General features: G+C 70.7%; 18 protein-coding genes. 4 read left to right on the top strand and 14 right to left on the bottom strand.

The window, feature by feature from the left end; all coding sequences use genetic code 11:
• Window positions 1-71 precede the first annotated feature (71 nt).
• A complete protein-coding gene (locus OG488_RS28500) occupies window positions 72-2,123 on the bottom strand; it encodes an APC family permease (protein ID WP_329233734.1) in 2,052 nt (683 codons plus the stop codon).
• Between the two features lie 391 nt (window positions 2,124-2,514).
• Between OG488_RS28500 and OG488_RS28495 the strand changes: the two genes are divergently transcribed.
• Both OG488_RS28495 and OG488_RS28490 read left to right on the top strand, forming a co-directional pair.
• The gene (locus OG488_RS28495; protein WP_014153600.1) at window positions 2,515-3,183 is read left to right on the top strand and encodes a potassium channel family protein; all 669 of its coding nucleotides are present in this window, start codon (window positions 2,515-2,517) and stop codon (window positions 3,181-3,183) included.
• Window positions 3,183-3,860, top strand: a complete 678-nt coding sequence (locus OG488_RS28490) for a potassium channel family protein (protein ID WP_073748168.1) — start codon at window positions 3,183-3,185, stop codon at window positions 3,858-3,860. The genes OG488_RS28495 and OG488_RS28490 overlap by 1 nt, the downstream gene beginning before the upstream one ends.
• Window positions 3,861-3,929: 69 nt before the next feature.
• On the opposite strand, the gene OG488_RS28485 is transcribed toward OG488_RS28490, so the two are convergent.
• The 8 genes from OG488_RS28485 to OG488_RS28450 all read right to left on the bottom strand — a co-directional run bounded on the left by OG488_RS28485 (window position 3,930) and on the right by OG488_RS28450 (window position 11,443).
• The gene (locus OG488_RS28485) at window positions 3,930-4,700 is read right to left on the bottom strand and encodes a DUF3159 domain-containing protein (RefSeq protein WP_329233731.1); all 771 of its coding nucleotides are present in this window, start codon (window positions 4,698-4,700) and stop codon (window positions 3,930-3,932) included.
• Between the two features lie 3 nt (window positions 4,701-4,703).
• On the bottom strand, window positions 4,704-5,123 hold the full coding sequence (locus OG488_RS28480; protein WP_329233729.1) for an OB-fold nucleic acid binding domain-containing protein: 420 nt from the start codon (window positions 5,121-5,123) through the stop codon (window positions 4,704-4,706).
• 70 nt (window positions 5,124-5,193) lie between these two features.
• Window positions 5,194-5,901: a response regulator gene (locus tag OG488_RS28475; protein WP_329233727.1), complete on the bottom strand. Its 708-nt coding sequence runs from the start codon at window positions 5,899-5,901 to the stop codon at window positions 5,194-5,196.
• A gap of 55 nt (window positions 5,902-5,956) precedes the next feature.
• Complete coding sequence (locus tag OG488_RS28470) at window positions 5,957-8,500, bottom strand: DUF4118 domain-containing protein (protein WP_329233725.1); 2,544 nt, start codon at window positions 8,498-8,500, stop codon at window positions 5,957-5,959.
• 169 nt (window positions 8,501-8,669) lie between these two features.
• Window positions 8,670-9,404: an ABC transporter ATP-binding protein gene (locus OG488_RS28465; RefSeq protein WP_329233723.1), complete on the bottom strand. Its 735-nt coding sequence runs from the start codon at window positions 9,402-9,404 to the stop codon at window positions 8,670-8,672.
• Between the two features lie 152 nt (window positions 9,405-9,556).
• The gene (locus OG488_RS28460; protein WP_329233722.1) at window positions 9,557-10,330 is read right to left on the bottom strand and encodes a DUF3710 domain-containing protein; all 774 of its coding nucleotides are present in this window, start codon (window positions 10,328-10,330) and stop codon (window positions 9,557-9,559) included.
• 1 nt (window position 10,331) lies between these two features.
• A complete protein-coding gene (gene dut / locus OG488_RS28455; RefSeq protein ID WP_329233720.1) occupies window positions 10,332-10,859 on the bottom strand; it encodes a dUTP diphosphatase in 528 nt (175 codons plus the stop codon).
• The gene (locus tag OG488_RS28450; protein WP_329233718.1) at window positions 10,859-11,443 is read right to left on the bottom strand and encodes a PaaI family thioesterase; all 585 of its coding nucleotides are present in this window, start codon (window positions 11,441-11,443) and stop codon (window positions 10,859-10,861) included. The genes dut and OG488_RS28450 overlap by 1 nt, the downstream gene beginning before the upstream one ends.
• A gap of 58 nt (window positions 11,444-11,501) precedes the next feature.
• Between OG488_RS28450 and OG488_RS28445 the strand changes: the two genes are divergently transcribed.
• The gene (locus OG488_RS28445; protein WP_329233716.1) at window positions 11,502-11,957 is read left to right on the top strand and encodes a DUF3093 domain-containing protein; all 456 of its coding nucleotides are present in this window, start codon (window positions 11,502-11,504) and stop codon (window positions 11,955-11,957) included.
• A 22-nt stretch (window positions 11,958-11,979) separates the two neighbouring features.
• Here OG488_RS28445 and OG488_RS28440 read toward each other — a convergent pair whose 3' ends face one another.
• From OG488_RS28440 to OG488_RS28425, 4 genes are all read right to left on the bottom strand, one after another.
• Window positions 11,980-12,930 (bottom strand): hypothetical protein, encoded by a 951-nt coding sequence (locus tag OG488_RS28440; protein ID WP_329233714.1) that lies wholly within the window; start codon window positions 12,928-12,930, stop codon window positions 11,980-11,982.
• 12 nt (window positions 12,931-12,942) lie between these two features.
• Window positions 12,943-13,239 carry a DUF4193 domain-containing protein gene (locus tag OG488_RS28435; RefSeq protein ID WP_003965732.1) on the bottom strand — a complete coding sequence of 99 codons (297 nt, stop codon included), beginning with the start codon at window positions 13,237-13,239 and terminating at the stop codon, window positions 12,943-12,945.
• Window positions 13,240-13,644: 405 nt separating this feature from the next.
• A complete protein-coding gene (locus tag OG488_RS28430) occupies window positions 13,645-14,886 on the bottom strand; it encodes a sensor histidine kinase (protein ID WP_329233712.1) in 1,242 nt (413 codons plus the stop codon).
• Between the two features lie 7 nt (window positions 14,887-14,893).
• Window positions 14,894-15,547 carry a response regulator transcription factor gene (locus OG488_RS28425; protein WP_031089418.1) on the bottom strand — a complete coding sequence of 218 codons (654 nt, stop codon included), beginning with the start codon at window positions 15,545-15,547 and terminating at the stop codon, window positions 14,894-14,896.
• Window positions 15,548-15,910: 363 nt separating this feature from the next.
• Between OG488_RS28425 and OG488_RS28420 the strand changes: the two genes are divergently transcribed.
• Window positions 15,911-16,084, top strand: a complete 174-nt coding sequence (locus tag OG488_RS28420; RefSeq protein WP_329233710.1) for a hypothetical protein — start codon at window positions 15,911-15,913, stop codon at window positions 16,082-16,084.
• A 100-nt stretch (window positions 16,085-16,184) separates the two neighbouring features.
• Here the strand turns inward: OG488_RS28420 and OG488_RS28415 are convergent, their stop codons facing one another.
• Window positions 16,185-16,985 carry an inositol monophosphatase family protein gene (locus tag OG488_RS28415; RefSeq protein ID WP_329233708.1) on the bottom strand — a complete coding sequence of 267 codons (801 nt, stop codon included), beginning with the start codon at window positions 16,983-16,985 and terminating at the stop codon, window positions 16,185-16,187.
• Window positions 16,986-17,009 lie beyond the last annotated feature (24 nt).

Here is a 17,009-nt window from a genome sequence, read left to right as displayed (position 1 = left end):
AAGCGGCCGGACAACAGCCCACCAGTCTACGTGGGCGGAAGCCGGCCGCTTACCACAGGCGGAGCGCCGAGTCAGCCCTTGTGGCTGGACTCCTTGTGCTGGCGCCGTTCCACGGGGCCGCGGCGCACCGAGCCCGGAGCGGTCCAGTCCGCGCGCTTCCTGGCCCGGACCTTCGCGGCCTCGGAGGACTCCAGCTGGTACGGCACCGAGGTCACCATCACCCCCGGGGTGAAGAGGAGCCGGCCCTTGAGCCGCAGCGCGCTCTGGTTGTGCAGCAGGTGCTCGTACCAGTGGCCGACCACGTACTCCGGGATGTAGACGCTGATCACATCGCGCGGGCGGTCCTTGCGCAGGCCCTTGACGTACTCGATGACCGGGCGGGTCACCTCGCGGTAGGGCGAGTCGAGGATCTTCAGCGGGATGTCGATGCCGCGGCGTTCCCAGTCGTCCCTGAGCGCCTTCGTCTCGTCGTGGTCGACGCTGATGGAGAGCGCCTCCAGCTGGTCGGAGCGCACGAGCTTGGCGTACGCGAGGGCGCGCAGCGTGGGCCGGTGGAGCTTGGAGACCAGGACGATCGAGTGGACCCGCGAGGGCCGGATGGTGTCGTCCGACGGGGCCTCGTCCGCGGAGATCTCCTCCGCGACCCGGTCGTAGTGCTTACGGATCGCGGTCATCGTGCCGAAGAAGATCACCATGCCGAGCAGGGCGACCCAGGCACCGTGCGTGAACTTGGTGGCCAGGACCACGACGAGGACCAGGCCGGTGAAGAACGCGCCGAAGGTGTTGATCGCCCGGGAGCGGAACATGTGGCGCCGCACCGCCGGGTCCTTCTCCGTACGCAGGTGACGGTTCCAGTGCCGCACCATGCCGGTCTGGCTGAGCGTGAAGGAGACGAACACGCCGACGATGTAGAGCTGGATCAGCCGGGTCGAGTCGGCCCCGTAGATCCAGACGAGCAGGATCGCGGCTCCGGCCAGCAGCACGATGCCGTTGGAGAAGGCCAGCCGGTCGCCGCGGGTGTGCAGCTGGCGGGGCAGGTAGCGGTCCTGGGCGAGGATCGAACCGAGCAGCGGGAAGCCGTTGTACGCGGTGTTGGCCGCGAGGAACAGCACGAGCGCGGTGGCCGCCGCCAGGAAGACGAAGAGGAAGGTGCCCTCCCCGAAGACGGCCGCGGCGACCTGGGAGATCACCGGGTCCTGGACGAAGCCCGCGCCGACCGCCGCACCGTTGTGGATCAGGTCCTTCGCCGGGTTCTCGGCCATCTTCACGTCGGTGGCCATGGCGAGGCCGATGATGCCGCAGAACATGGTGACGGCGAGCAGGCCCATCGCCGCGAGCGTGGTCGCGGCGTTCTTGCTCTTGGGCTTGCGGAACGCGGGGACGCCGTTGCTGATGGCCTCGACTCCGGTGAGCGCCGCACACCCCGAGGAGAAGGCGCGCAGCAGCAGGAAGACGAGGGCGAAGCCGGCGAGCCCCTGGTGCTCGGGCTTGATCTCGTAGTCCGAGGTGGGCGCGTGCATCGTCTCGCCGAGGGCGAGTCCCCGGAACGCTCCCCAGAGGATCATCAGGAAGACGCCGGCCACGAAGAGGTACGTCGGGATGGCGAAGAGCTTGCCGGACTCCTTGACGCCGCGCAGGTTCATCAGCGTCAGCAGCACGATGGCCCCGATCGCGCAGAACGTCTTGTGCTCGACGACGAAGGGGACGGCGGAGCCGAGGTTCTCCACGCCGGAGGAGATGGACACGGCGACGGTGAGGACGTAGTCGACGAGGAGCGCGCTGGCGACGGTCAGACCGGCCTTCGGCCCGAGGTTGGTGTTGGCGACCTCGTAGTCGCCGCCGCCGCTCGGGTAGGCGCGGACGTTCTGCCGGTACGAGGCGACGACGGTGAACATCAGGACCACGACCGCGACCGCGATCCACGGGCTGAAGTGGTACGCCGACACGCCCGCGATGGACAGCACGAGGAGGACTTCTCCGGGTGCGTACGCAACGGAGGACAGCGGGTCGGATGCGAAGACGGGGAGCGCGATGCGCTTGGGGAGGAGCGTTTCCCCCAGCTTGTCGCTGCGCAGCGCCCGGCCGATCAGGATCCGTTTGGGCACGTCGGTCAGTTTGGACACGGTGAGGATCGTAAGCGTTGGCTGGACACGCCGACGAGGCACCACCCCCTCGGCACCCGGAAAACCTTCATAATTACCCGCCCTCACCGGAAAAGTCCATGGAATCCTTAACGAAATCCTTGCGTCACGGACCGGCCGGGACCCGGAGGACGCTGTGGTTCCGGTCGCCCTCCCGGCGGCACTCCCGGACAACGCCCGGCTCCCCTTTTGCTCATCGGCCCGCGGGGTACGCACACTCGGATGAGGCGGCGCGGTGGTGGCCGCATAAGCTCATCCCCGGGCAACGCCGGAAGTCGTTGCCCCATTGTTTGCCCCGCAAGCTGAGAGAGAAGTGTGAGCAGGGTGTTTTCGCAGGTCATCCGGATGACCAGGACGGCGAGGTAGGCGCAAGGTGCACATCGTCATCATGGGCTGCGGGCGCGTCGGAGCCGCTCTCGCACAGACCCTGGAGCAGCAGGGGCACACGGTCGCCGTGATCGACCAGGACCCCACGGCGTTCCGCCGTCTCGGTTCCGGATTCGGCGGCCGGCGGGTCAGCGGGGTCGGCTTCGACCAGGACACCCTCCGCGAGGCGGGGATCGAGGAGGCCGGGGCGTTCGCCGCGGTCAGCAGCGGCGACAACTCCAACATCATCGCCGCCCGGGTGGCGCGCGAGATGTTCGGCATCGAGAACGTCGCCGCGCGCATCTACGACCCGCGGCGCGCCGAGGTCTACCAGCGTCTGGGCATCCCCACGGTCGCCACGGTCCGCTGGACGGCGGACCAGATGCTGCGGCGGCTGCTGCCGTCGGGCGCGGAGCCGCTGTGGCGCGACCCGAGCGGCGGTGTGCAGCTCGCGGAGGTGCACACCACGCCGTCCTGGATCGGGCACAAGATCAGCACGCTGCAGGAGGAGACGGGCGTCCGCGTCGCCTTCCTCACCCGGTTGGGCGAGGCCATACTGCCCACGTCGCAGACGGTTCTGCAGGAGGGCGACCTGGTCCACGTGATGATGCGTACGGACGAGATCGCGAAGGTCGAGGAGGCCTTTGCCGAAGGTCCCGAGGAGGGCGGTCACTGATGCGCGTGGCGATTGCCGGGGCCGGCGCGGTGGGCCGTTCCATCGCGGCCGAGCTCCTGGAGAACGGGCACGAGGTCCTGCTGATCGACAAGGCCCCGACGGCCATCTCGGTGGAGCGGGTCCCGATGGCCGAATGGCTGCTCGCGGACGCCTGTGAGATCACGTCCCTCGACGAGGCGGCGCTCCAGCGGTGCAACGTCGTCATCGCGTCGACGGGGGACGACAAGGTCAACCTGGTCGTCTCCCTGCTCGCGAAGACCGAGTACGGCGTGCCGAGGGTCGTGGCCCGGGTGAACAACCCGAAGAACGAGTGGCTGTTCAACGAGTCCTGGGGGGTCGATGTCGCGGTCTCCACGCCGCGTCTGATGTCCGCCCTGGTCGAGGAGGCCGTGAGCGTCGGCGATCTCGTCCGGCTGCTGCGGTTCAGCCACGGCGACGCCAACCTGGTCGAGCTGACACTGCCCCCGGAATCGGCGATGGCCGGCATCCGGGTGAGCGATGTCGCCTGGCCCGAGGACACCTCGCTCGTCACGATCATCCGCGGCACGCGGGTGCTGACGCCGAGCCCCGAGGAGACCCTGGAGGCCGGTGACGAACTGCTGTTCGTGGCCGCCCAGGCGCGCGAGGAGCAGTTGGAGGACCTGCTGTCGGTCCGCCGGGAGCCGGCCGAGGACTGAGTCCGCGTACGCGTGGGGCCCCGGACCGTTCCCGGTCCGGGGCCCCACGCGTGAGTGCGTCGTCGCGCGTCAGATCTCGGAGTTGCGGGCCTCCGCGGCCCGCGCGCTCTGCGCGGCCTTCCGCTCCTTCTCGGCCTTCTCCTCCGCCTCCATCTCGGCGAAGACGTCGATGGGCGGCGGCGCCTTGGCGAGGAAGACCCAGGTCAGATACACCGCGAGCAGGAACGGCGGGATCTTGAGCGCGACCAGGACCCAGCCGAGCTGGGCGGTGTCGGCCCACCAGTACAGCGGGAAGAGGATCGCGCACTTGGCGAGCAGGATCAGCCCCCAGGCGTAGCTCGCCTTGGCGTACGCCTTCTTGCGGCCGGGGTTCCTGGTGCGCCAGGAGAGGTTCTCCTTGAAGACCGGGCCGAGGATCAGCCCGATCAGCGGCACCCCCGCGAGCGTCGTGACGAGGTAGGCGAGGGCCAGTCCGAGCGTGTAGATCATGCCCGGCAGGTAGAAGTCCTTGGCGTTGCCCGTCATCTTCGCGAAGAGCACACCGAAGGCCACACCGAAGACACCGCTGAAGGCGTGCTTGACGGTGTCCTTGCGGATCAGCCGTACGACGACGAGCAGCAGGGAGACGGCGAGCGCGGCGATCGCCGAGGCCGTCAGGTTCTTGTTGATGGTGAAGATCGTGACGAAGAGCAGCCCGGGCAGGACTGTCTCCACCATGCCCCGCACGCCGCCGAAGGCCTCGAAGAGCGCGGCTTCCGTGACCGCCTTCGCGTCGGCGTCCTGCTGGTCGGTGCGGTGGGGCTGGTCCGTGTCGGACGTCGGCTTGTCGAGAGACGTCACCGGCTACTCCTTGCCGAGCGGTCGGAGTTCGTATTTGGGATTGAACAGCACCCGGCGCCCGTGGCTCATGGCCACGCGGCCCGACGCGATGAGCTTGCGGCCCGGCTCGATGCCGACGATGGAACGCCGGCCCAGCCAGACCACGTCGAGCGGCGCGGTGCCGTCGAAGAGCTCCGCCTCCAGGGCGGGCACTCCGGCCCGCGGGCGCAGGGTGACGGTCCGCAAGGTACCAGTGACCTTGACGATCTGGCGGTCCGTGCATTCGGAGATGCGCGTGCACCCCGAAGCGTGCGAGTCCTCCCGCAGCTCCTCGGACTCGAGGTCCTCCTGGGAGCTGGACAGCCGGTCGAGCATGCGGCGGAAGCGGCCGGACGGCTTCTCCGCCCTGCTGCCGGACTTCTCGGATCGGGGAACAGCGCTCATACCCGAAGGGTACCGGTCTCCTGTGGTAGGGGCGGGCCCGCACGAGTACCACCCGGACGAGTGACCCCGTTCACTCCGGGACGGGGCGTCCCCGCTCGAAGCGGTAGCCCATTCCGGGCTCGGTGACGAAGTGCCTCGGGTGCGAGGGATCCGTCTCCAGCTTGCGGCGCAGTTGTGCCATGTACACGCGCAGATAGTTGGTCTCGGTGCCGTACGAGGGCCCCCAGACCTCCTGGAGCAGCTGTTTCTGGCTGACGAGCCTCCCGGCGTTGCGGACGAGGACCTCCAGCAGGTGCCACTCGGTGGGTGTCAGCCGCACGTCACGGCCCTCGCGGTGGACCTTCTTCGCGGCGAGGTCGACGGTGAACCCCTCGGTCTCGACGACCACCAGGTCGTCCGCGCCGTCCTGGCCGACCGGTTCCGCCCGGCGCACGGCGGCGCGGAGCCGGGCCAGCAGCTCGTCCATGCCGAACGGCTTGGTGACGTAGTCGTCGGCCCCCGCGTCGAGGGCCTCGACCTTCTCGTCGGAGGTGTGGCGGGCCGAGAGCACGAGGATGGGCACCCGGGTCCAGCCGCGCAGTCCCCTGATCACCTCGACGCCGTCCATGTCCGGCAGTCCGAGGTCGAGGACGACGACGTCGGGGTGGCGCGCCGCAGCCAGCTGCAGGGCGGTCGCCCCGTCGGGCGCCGCGTCCACCTCGTACCTGCGCGCCTTCAGGTTGATCACGAGGGCGCGTACGATCTGCGGCTCGTCGTCGACCACGAGGACCCGGGTCATCGCGGACCTGCCTTTCCGGAATACGTGTACGGGGCCGGGGTGCGCCCCGGAGGTCTCATGAGGTGACGTGCGCGGGAGGGACGGGGCCTGCCCGCACCTGTCCCGGGGCGGCCGTGAGGGTGAGGACCATGGTGAGCCCGCCGCCCGGGGTGTCCTCGGCGTCGAGGGTGCCGCCCATGGACTCCACGAAGCCGCGGGCGACCGCGAGCCCGAGGCCGACCCCGGCGCCGCGCGGGGCGTCCCCGTACCGCTGGAAGGGCTCGAATATGCGTTCCTTGGCCTCGTCGGGGACCCCGCGGCCCCGGTCGGCCACCCGCAGCTCGACGCGCTCGCCCAGGGCGCTGGCGGCGACGGCGACCCGCGCGCGGCCGGGGCTGTACTTGACGGCGTTCTCGACGATGTTGGCCACGGCCCGCTCCAGCAGCCCCGGGTCGACGGCGACCATGGGCAGCGTCTCGGGGATGTCCAGGTCGACGCTGCCCTCCGGTACGCCGCCGAGCGCCATCGGGACGACCTCGTCGAGGTCGATCTCGCGGATCAGCGGGGTGACCGTCCCGGTCTGCAGGCGCGACATGTCGAGCAGGTTGCCGACCAGGTGGTCCAGGCGGTCGGCGCCGTCCTCGATGGCCGCGAGGAGCTCCGCCTCGTCCGCGTCGGACCAGGAGACGTCGTCGGACCGCAGGGAGCTCACCGCCGCCTTGATGGCGGCCAGCGGGGTACGCAGGTCGTGGCTGACGGCGGCGAGCAGCGCGGTCCTGATCCGGTTGCCCTCGGCCAGCCGCCTGGCCGCCTCCGCCTCCCCGACCAGGCGCTGCCGGTCGAGCACCACGGCGGCCTGCGCGGCGAAGGCGCCCAGGACCCTGCGGTCCTCGGCGGGCAGCACACGACCGGAGAGCGCCAGCGCCATGTGGTCGCCGACGGGCATGTCCACGTCCGCGTCGTCGGGCCGGGCCACGGGCGCGGGGCCGACCGACCCGGCGCAGGTCCACGGCTCGACGTCGCTCTGCCGCTCCAGGAGGGCGACGGATTCCATGCCGAAGGTCTCGCGGACCCGGTCCAGCAGGGCGTCCAGGGCGGTCTCGCCCCGCAGGACGCTCCCGGCGAGGGCGGAGAGGATCTCCGACTCGGCACGCAGCCGGGCCGCCTGGTGGGTGCGCCGGGCCGCCAGGTCGACGACGGAGGCGACCGCGACCGCCACCGCGAAGAAGATCACGATGGCGACGAAGTTCTCCGGGTCCTGCACGGTCAGGGTGTGGGTGGGAGGGGTGAACCAGTAGTTCAGGAGCAGGGAGCCCGCGGCGGCCGAGGCGAGCGCGGGGGCCAGCCCGCCGAGCAGCGCGGCGGCGACGGTCATGAAGAGGAAGAGCAGGACGTCGTTGGCGAGTCCGGGTCCGTTCTCCAGGCCGTGCAGGAGCACGGTCAGGAGGGCCGGTCCGCCGACGCCGACCAGCCAGCCCGAGATGATCCGGGTGCGGCTGAGCCGCGCGCCGCGCGCGATGGGCAGCCCGCGCCCCTTGGCGACCTCCTCGTGCGTGACGATGTGCACGTCGAGGTCGGGGCCGGACTCGCGGGCGACGGTGGCGCCGACCCCGGGGCCGTAGACGTACTGCCAGGTCTTGCGGCGGCTGGACCCGAGGACGATCTGGGTGGCGTTGACGCCCCGGGCGAACGCGAGGAGCGCGGAGGGTATGTCGTCGCCGATGACGTGATGGAAGGTGCCCCCGAGGTCCTCGACGAGGGTGCGCTGCACCGCCAGTTCCTTGGGCGAGGCGCTGGTCAGCCCGTCGCTGCGGGCGATGTAGACCGCGAGGATCTCGCTGCCGGAGCCCTTGGCCGCCATCCGGGAGGCCCGGCGGATGAGCGTGCGGCCCTCGGGGCCGCCGGTCAGCCCGACGACGATGCGCTCGCGGGCCTGCCAGGGGGCGCTGATGTCGTGCTCGCCGCGGTACTGCTGGAGGTACTCGTCGACCCGGTCGGCGACCCAGAGGAGGGCCAGTTCCCGCAGGGCGGTGAGGTTGCCGGGGCGGAAGTAGTTGGACAGGGCGGCGTCGACCTTGTCGGACTGGTAGATGTTGCCGTGGGCCATGCGGCGGCGCAGCGCCTGGGGCGACATGTCGACGAGCTCGATCTGGTCGGCCCGGCGGGCGACCTCGTCGGGGATGGTCTCCTGCTGGCGCACCCCCGTTATCGACTCCACGACGTCGCCGAGGGACTCCAGGTGCTGGATGTTGACGGTGGACACCACGTCGATGCCGGCCTTGAGGAGTTCCTCGACGTCCTGCCAGCGCTTGGCGTTGCGGGAGCCGGGCACGTTGGTGTGGGCCAGTTCGTCCACGAGCACGACGGCCGGGGCCCGCTCCAGGACGGCGTCGACGTCCATCTCGGCGAAGACGGCCGAGCGGTACTCGATGTCGCGCCGCCGGATCTGCTCCAGGCCGTGCAGCAGCACCTCGGTGCGCGGCCGGTCGTGGTGCTCGACGAACGCGACGACGCAGTCCGTGCCCCGTTCCACCCGGCGGTGGGCCTCGGACAGCATCGCGTACGTCTTGCCGACGCCGGGTGCCGCACCCAGGTAGATCCGAAGCTTGCCGCGTGCCATGGCCCCATTGTCTTCTCTGCGACCGGCCGCCGCCGATTCGGCTGCCGGTGTCGAAGCTACCCCGAGAATTTCCGGCATATGGGGTCAGGGCCGGACGCGGAGATCGTCTTGACGGGATTCTGATGCGGGCCGGGTGGGCCGGTCCGTGCGGGCCCGCGTCCGCCCGCGGCTACCCCTGCTCGACGATGTGCCCGTCGCTGAGCTCCAGGACCCGGTCGGCGAAGCCGAGCAGCTGGGGGTCGTGGGTGGCGACGAGGACGGTGACGCCCTCGCTGCGCACGACCGCCCGCAGGAGCTGCATGACCGCGAGCCCGGTCTCCGCGTCGAGCTGCCCGGTGGGCTCGTCGGCGATCAGGAGGGCGGGCCGGTTGGCGAGCGCCCTGGCGATGGCGACACGCTGCTGCTGGCCGCCCGAGAGCTCCCCCGGGCGCTGCTGGGCGTGATCACCGAGGCCCACCAGGGAGAGCAGCAGGGCCACCCGCTCCTCGCGCTCGTGCGGGTCGGTCCTGCGCAGGCGCATGGGTACGCCGACGTTCTCCGCCGCGGTCAGGATCGGTATCAGCCCGAACGACTGGAAGATGAAGCCGATCCGGTCCCTGCGCAGCTCCAGCAGCCCGTCCTCTCCGAGCTCCGAGAGGTCGGTGCCGGCGACGGTGATGCGCCCGCCGTCCGGGGCGTCGAGGCCGCCGACGAGGTTGAGCAGGGTGGTCTTGCCCGATCCCGAGCGGCCCTTGAGCGCGACGAGCTCTCCGCGCGGGATCTCGAAGGAGACGCCACGCAGGGCGTGCACGGCCGCGGCGCCGGTCCCGTACGACCGGTGCAGGTCCTCGATCCGCACCATCGGACCGTCGGCGGGGCTGTCGGCCAGGGCCGTGCCGGCCCGTCCGTCGGTGCTCCGTGTCATCGCTCTCCCCCGTGCGTACGCCGTCGTGCGTACCGCTCCCTCGGCAGCGGCCAGTATGTGCATGAGGCACCCGGTGAGGCAATGGAAAGGCCGGTGGGCCGCATCCCCTCCCCGGGACGCGGCCCACCGGACCTGGAGCGAGCGGGGTGCGGTCAGCGCACCTCGGTGATCTCGGGCCCGCGCTGGAGCTGGCCCATCCCGCCGGAGAACTTCGAGCTCTCCTGGTCCTCCTGCTGCACGCCCTCGGGCACCATCTGTGCGTCGTTGGGCAGCTTGAGGACGATCGGGTCGCGCGGGGCCATCGGGCCCTCGCCGCGGACGACGACGGTGTCCCGGAAGATGGTCTCCAGCAGCCCGGCGGCCTCCGGCTGCACCGCGCCCTGGCCGGAGATCACTCCGCGCAGGAACCAGCGCGGCCCGTCGACCCCGACGAAGCGCACCAGCTGCACGCCGTTCTTCCCGTCGGGGAGCTGTACGGGGACCTGGGCGCGCAGCTCCCAGCCGAGCGGGCCCTCGACCTCGTCGATGATCCCGCCCTGCTGGGTGATGCCTGAGGCGATCTCCTCGCGCACCTCACCCCAGATGCCCTCCTTCTTGGGAGCGGCGAAGGCCTGCAGCTGGACCGCGCTGTCACGCAGGACGACGGTGGCCGCGACGATGGCGTCACCGGCGACCTCCACGCGGAGCTCCATGCCCTCGACCCCGGGCACGAAGATGCCGCCCAGGTCCACCCTGCCCTCGCCGGGCTGCGAGGTCTCGGAGATGTCCCACGGCCCGTCGGGGCGGGGGGCGGGCGGAAGGTTCGTGCGGCGCGGCGAGCCGCTCTCGGCCCCGGTGTCGTCGAGCTCGTCGGCGACCTGCTCGGCCTCGCGTGCTTCGTCCGCCGAGTCCTTGGCGGAACCACTGTTCTTGCGACGTCCGAACACGTCAATGTCCTTCCCGGTCGGATACGACCGAAGCGTAGCTGTTCCCACCCTGGGTGTTACCGCCCGTGACGCCGTCCACAGCGGCATGGCCGCCGGTGGATCCGAAGCCCCCCTCGGCCCGCGCCGAGCCGGGGAGCTCCGTCACCTCGTGGAAACGCACCTTCTCGACCTGCTGGACGACCAGTTGGGCAATCCGGTCGAACCGTTCGAACTTCACGGTCTCGCGTGGGTCGAGATTGACCACGATGACCTTGATCTCCCCACGGTACCCGGCATCGACCGTCCCTGGGGCGTTCACGAGGGCCACTCCGCAGCGGGCTGCGAGGCCCGAGCGGGGGTGCACGAAGGCCGCGTAGCCGTCGGGCAGCGCGATCGACACCCCGGTGGGGAGCACAGCCCGTTCGCCGGGGGCGAGTTCGGCTGCCTCGGTGGTGACCAGATCGGCACCGGCGTCGCCCGGGTGACCGTAGGAGGGGATCGGCACGTCCGGGTCGACCCGGCGGATGAGTACGTCGACGGGCCGGCGCATCAGGGGTTCACCTCGAAGGCACGGGCACGCCGGACCTGGTCGGGGTCGGACATCGCCGCCCGGATCTCCTCCGGCCGTCCGTTGTCGATGAAGTGGTCCACCTTGACCTCGATGAAGAGGGCCTCCGCACGGACCGCGACGGGCCCCTCGGGGCCGCCGGTCCGTCCCGTCGCGCGGCAGTAGATCTTCCGGCCGTGGACGGCGGTCACTTCGGCCTCCAGGAAGAGGACGGTGTCCACCGGCACCGGCAGGACGTAGTCGGTCTCCAGCCGTCCGGTCACCGCGATGACCCTCAGCAGCCAGCTCAGGGCGCCGAGTGTCTCGTCCATGGCCGTGGCCAGGACCCCGCCGTGCGCCAGTCCCGGGGCGCCCTGGTGGGCGGGCTTCACGGTGAACTCGGCGGTGACGCTCACGCCCTCGCCGGCCGTCGCGCGCAGGTGCAGTCCGTGCGGCTGTCCGCCACCACAGCCGAAACAGTGTTCGTAGTGGGAGCCGAGGATCTCGCCGGGCGCCGGGGCGTCGGGGTGCCGGACGGGCTTCACCGCGTCGGCCGGGGGTGTCAGACGTGCAGATGTTCCACTCACAGGCGCAGACCTTACCCGCGCGGCCGACCGCGGGGCGCGCCGTGCCAAGCTTGCTTTCATGCAGCCTTCCGCACCCCCCTTCGACGAACGCCTCACCGCACCCCGTTCGTGGTGGCTCATCGCTTTCGGCATCGGCGTCGCCTGTGCGCTGATGCTCCTGCCGCTCGGCGCCCTGCCCATGCTCGGCGGCCTGGTCGGCGGCACGGCCGCGGCGTGCGCGGGCGTGAGTTCGTACGGCTCCGCGCGCATCCGGGTCGTGGCGGGCGCCCTCGTCGCGGGCGATGCGCGGATCCCCCTGGAAGCGCTCGGCGACGCCGAGGTGCTGGACGGGGAGGAGGCGCGCGCCTGGCGCTCGTACAAGGCGGACACCCGCGCGTTCATGCTGCTGCGCAGCTACATCCCGACGGCGGTCCGGGTGAAGGTCACGGATCCGGCCGACCCGACGCCGTACGTCTACCTGTCGACCCGGGAACCGCAGGCGCTGGTCGCGGCGCTCGCGCCCGTACCCGCCTGAGGTCCCGTACCCGCCTGCCAGGTCAGCGGCCCGGGTCGTCCAGGCCCTCGGGGAGCTCCTTCGCGGGCTCCGCGGGCTGTTCCAGCGGGGGAAGCGCCGGAAGGCGGTCCCAGGGGACCTGGTGGCGCCGCAGGTCGTTCCTGACCCGGTCGGCGAGCTTCCTGGTGTCCCGCCGGTTCATCAGCGCGCCGACGGCGGCGCCGACCATGAACGGGATGAGGTTCGGCAGGTCGCGCACCATGCGCTTCATGATCTGCTGGCGCAGTTCGCGCTTCATCTGTCCGCCCAGCGCCGCGTTGAGCGTGGTGGGGCGGGAGACGTCGATGCCGCGCTCCTCCGTCCACGACGTCAGATACGCGGTGCTGCGCTGGCCGAGGTTGCCCGGCGGGCGACGGCCGTAGACCTCGTGGAGCTCGGCGACGAGCTTCATCTCGACGGCTGCCACTCCGGTGATCTCGGCGGCCAGCTCGGCGAGCATCGCGGGGGGTACGGGCATCATCGCCGCCGCCCCGATGCCCGCGCCGACGGCCGCGGTGGCCTTGCAGGCACCCGCGACGAGCTTGTCGGCGAGCTCTTCGGGGCCGAGCCCCGGGAACTGCCTGCGCAGGGTGGCGAGGTCCCGCACGGGGACACGGGGAGCCGTGTCGATGATGCGGTCGGCCACCAGGCCGACTGCGGATACGGCGCTCTCCCGGCTCTTGCGTACGCCTCGTTTCAGTGAGTGCAGGCGGCCGGTCCCCTTCGGGGAACGCTCCGGTCCGTCCTGTCCGGGAGGCGGGTCGGCCGCCCCTACCGCTTCGAGCGAGGCCGGAAGGCCCCGCTCGTCGTCAGGTGTGCCGGGAGAGGCAGGCAGGGCGGCCTGGTGCTCGGCAGTGGGGCTCTCGCCCTCTGCCGGGCCTGCGCCGCCCTGATGTGCCTCCGACGACTTCGTGCGCCGCAAGCGCCGCTTCCGGAACGGTGTGTCGCCTGCCACGGCCGGCCGGCCTCAGTCGCAGTCGCGGCAGATGGGCTGGCCGTTCTTCTCGCGCGCCAGCTGGCTGCGGTGGTGCACGAGGAAGCAGCTCATGCAGGTGAACTCATCGGCCTGCTTGGGCAGGACCCGCACGGCCAGTTCTTCGTTGGACAGGTCTGCGCCGGGCAGCTCCAGTCCCTCGGCCGCGTCGAACTCGTCGACGTCGACGGCGGATGCCGTCTTGTCGCTCCGACGAGCCTTGAGCTCTTCGAGGCTGTCCTGGTCCACGTCGTCGTCGGTCTTGCGTGGGGTGTCGTAATCCGTTGCCATGTTCGCTCTCCCCCTCTTGGGTGTCTGCGGTGTCTCAGCGCACGTAACGCGTGAGAGGCCGGACTTGTGCCCGACCTGAGGCGGAGATTTTGCCTCACATCAAGGTCTGTTACTCAATCGACACCCAACCGGATCCCTCATGAGCGATCAGCTTGGGTGGCGATGGGGACCGTACACGGTCCTGTTGCTGCGGTTCACGGGCGCCACCCCGTGTACTTCCCGTGATATCGCCCCCCGGAAACCCGGACGTTTCCAGGCTTTCGGGAGGAGATGTGATCACGGAGAGTGGAGAGACCGAAATTCGCTTCTGTGATCGATCACACAGGGACAGAACGGAAACACGGTTCAAAAATTCCGCCCAAAGCGAACAGAGCCATCCAATGCGGCTTCACACCGTGAAGCCTCTCAGACCGGGAGGGTGACGCGCATCACGAGACCACCGCCCTCGCGGGGCTCCGCGATGATACGGCCTCCGTGCGCCCGCGCGACGGATCGCGCGATCGACAGGCCGAGCCCGACCCCCTTGTCACTGCCCGTGCGCTCCGTGCGCAGCCGCCGGAAGGGCTCGAAGAGGTTGTCGATCTCGTAGGCCGGCACCACCGGCCCCGTGTTGGAGACGGTCAGGAGCGCCTGCCCGTGCTGGAGCTCGGTGGTGACCTCCACCCAGCCGTCCTCCGCCACGTTGTAGCGCACGGCGTTCTGCACGAGGTTGAGCGCGATGCGCTCCAGGAGGACCCCGTTGCCCTGGACGGTCGCGGAACCGCGCTCCCCCAGGATCTGCACGCCCTTGTCCGCCGCCTCCGACCTGGCCTGGTCGATGGCGCGGTCCGCGACCTCGGCGAGATCGACGGGCTTCCGCTCCACGATCTGGTTGTCGCTGCGGGCGAGCAGGAGCAGGCCCTCCACGAGCTGCTCACTGCGCTCGTTCGTCGCCAGGAGCGTCTTGCCCAGCTGCTGGAGCTCCGGCGGGGCCCCGGGATCGGAGAGATGCACCTCGAGCAGGGTGCGGTTGATCGCCAGAGGGGTGCGCAGTTCGTGCGAGGCGTTGCCCACGAACCGCTGCTGGGCCGTGAAGGCCCGCTCCAGCCGGTCCAGCATCTCGTCGAAGGTGTCCGCGAGCTCCTTCAGCTCGTCGTCCGGCCCGTCCAGCTCGATCCGCCGGGTCAGGTCGGTCCCGGCCACCCTGCGGGCGGTGCGGGTGATCCGGCCCAGGGGCGAGAGCACGCGTCCGGCCATGGCGTAGCCGAAGGCGAAGGCGATGATGCTGAGGCCCACAAGGGCCAGGAGCGCCCTGTTCAGCAGACTGTCGAGGGCGTGCTGCCGCTGTGCCGCGGTGCAGTCCTTGATCGTCTCGTTGAGCTGGGTGTTGTTCAGCGCCGAGCTCAGCTGCGGGCACATGTCGCTGGAGATCTGCACGTTGGTGCCCTTGACCTGGAACTCCAGGCCGCCCGCGTCGTGCAGCGCCTGCGCCGCCAACATGTAGATGATCGAGAGCAGCAGGATGCCCGCGATCAGGAACATGCCGCCGTACAGCAGGGTGAGACGTATCCGGATGGTCGGTCGCAGCCAGGGGTACGGCGACTCCTGCGCCTTGGGTTCCCAGGTCGGCTTCGGAGGCGCCTTGATGGGTGCGGGTGAGGCTGCCATCACGCCCTCAGATCCGGTATCCGGAGCCGGGGACGGTGACGATGACGGGAGGCTCGCCGAGCTTGCGCCGCAGGGTCATGACCGTCACCCGCACCACGTTGGTGAAGGGGTCGGTGTTCTCGTCCCAGGCCTTCTCCAGCAGCTGCTCGGCGGAGACGACGGCCCCCTCGCTGCGCATCAGGACCTCCAGGACGGCGAACTCCTTCGGGGCGAGCTGGATCTCCTGCTCGTCCCGGAAGACCTCGCGGCGGTTGGGGTCCAGCTTGATGCCGGCGCGCTCCAGCACGGGCGGCAGCGCGACCGTGGTGCGGCGCCCCAGGGCGCGCACCCGGGCCGTCAGCTCACTGAAGGCGAAGGGCTTGGGCAGGTAGTCGTCCGCGCCGAGCTCCAGCCCCTCGACGCGGTCACTGACGTCACCGGAAGCGGTGAGCATCAGCACCCGGGTGGGCATGCCGAGCTCGACGATCTTGCGGCAGACGTCGTCACCGTGCACCACCGGGAGGTCCCGGTCGAGCACGACGACGTCGTAGTCGTTGACCCCGACGCGCTCGAGGGCCGCCGCTCCGTCGTAGACGACGTCGACGGCCATGGCCTCCCGGCGCAGACCGGTGGCCACCGCATCGGCGAGCAGCTGCTCGTCCTCGACGACGAGTACGCGCACGGCGCAGTCCTTCCCTAGATTCCCGAAAAAACGGCGAGCGGCCCTGGATCCGGCCGCTCGCCGCACGTCAGCGGCACCGACTGTGCGCGTCCATCCTGCCCGTAACGCGCATAAACCGGCGGTAAGACGACGCCGCTCCGGCCGGGCCTCCGGGGAAATGATCGGATTCATATGCCAGTTGAGGTTTCTCCCGGGCCCGCCAGGGGGAGGACGACCTCACACCCGCGATCACGCCCTGCATGTGGCGTACCACAGCCCGTCCTGCTTCCAGAGGGACTGCGTGATCACCCGCACTCCGGTTCGCGGACCGGAGGACCACCGGGCACACCCCCGTGCCACCGACCCACGACGAGGGGGCGCTTCATGGACGCTTTCACCGCAGGTCTGCTGCAACGCATCAGAACCACCGAGTCCGACCTCACGAAGGCTCGCGAGACGGGCGACGACTTCCTCGCGGACGTCGAGCAGGGAGAGCTTGACGACCTGCACCGCCTCGCCGCCGAGCACGGCGTGGAAATCGGCGCCACAAGCGTTTGAGCCGCTACGAGAGGGCCCCGGGAGCCGTCATGGCTCTCCGGGGCCCTCTCGTGTCGTGCGTCCTCCCTGGGGGCCGCGACGGGCTCGGGGAGGTCCTGCGTCAGTCGTGCCAGGCTCCCAGTTCCTCGAGGAGCGCCTGCAGCGGCTCGAAGACGCCGGGGGTCGCCGCGACCGTCAGGTCTCCGTCCGCGGGCCGGCCGGGCCTGCCCCCGGTGAGGGCGCCCGCCTCCCTGGCGATGAGGTCGCCCGCCGCGACGTCCCACGGGTGGAGTCCGCGCTCGTAGTAGCCGTCGAGCCGGCCGGCCGCGACGTCGCAGAGCTCGATGGCTGCCGATCCCCCGCGGCGGATGTCGCGCAGCCGCGGGATCAGCTGCTGGGCCACGGCCGCCTGGTGGGCGCGGACCTCGGTGACGTAGTTGAAGCCGGTCGACACCAGGGCCTGGTCGAGGGGTGCCGTCGGGCGGCACCGCAACCGGTCGCCGTTCCCGTACGCACCGCCTCCCAGCACCGCGTGGAACGTCTCGCGCCGCATCGGTGCCTCGACCACGCCGACGACCCGTTCCCCGTCGCGCTCGGCGGCGATGGAGACGGACCAGGTGGGGAGGCCGTAGAGGTAGTTCACCGTGCCGTCGAGCGGGTCGATGACCCACCGGATGCCGCTGGTGCCCTCGGCGCTCGCGCCCTCCTCGCCGAGGAAACCGTCGGCGGGTCGGTGCTCGGAGAGGTAGCCGGTGATCAGCTTCTCCGCCCGGATGTCCATCTCGGTGACGACGTCGATGGGGCTGGACTTCGTCGCGGCCACCCCGAGGTCGGCGGGACGTCCGTCGCGGAGCAGCGCGCCGGCCCTGCGGGCGGCCTCCAGGGCGAGGTCGAGCAGTTCGGACAGGAGGGGGTCGGTCACAGCGCTCCAGAGGTCGTGTCGCGG

The organism is Streptomyces sp. NBC_01460, assembly GCF_036227405.1.
Taxonomy (GTDB): domain Bacteria; phylum Actinomycetota; class Actinomycetes; order Streptomycetales; family Streptomycetaceae; genus Streptomyces.
This window is presented reverse-complemented; position numbering and strand designations above follow the sequence as displayed.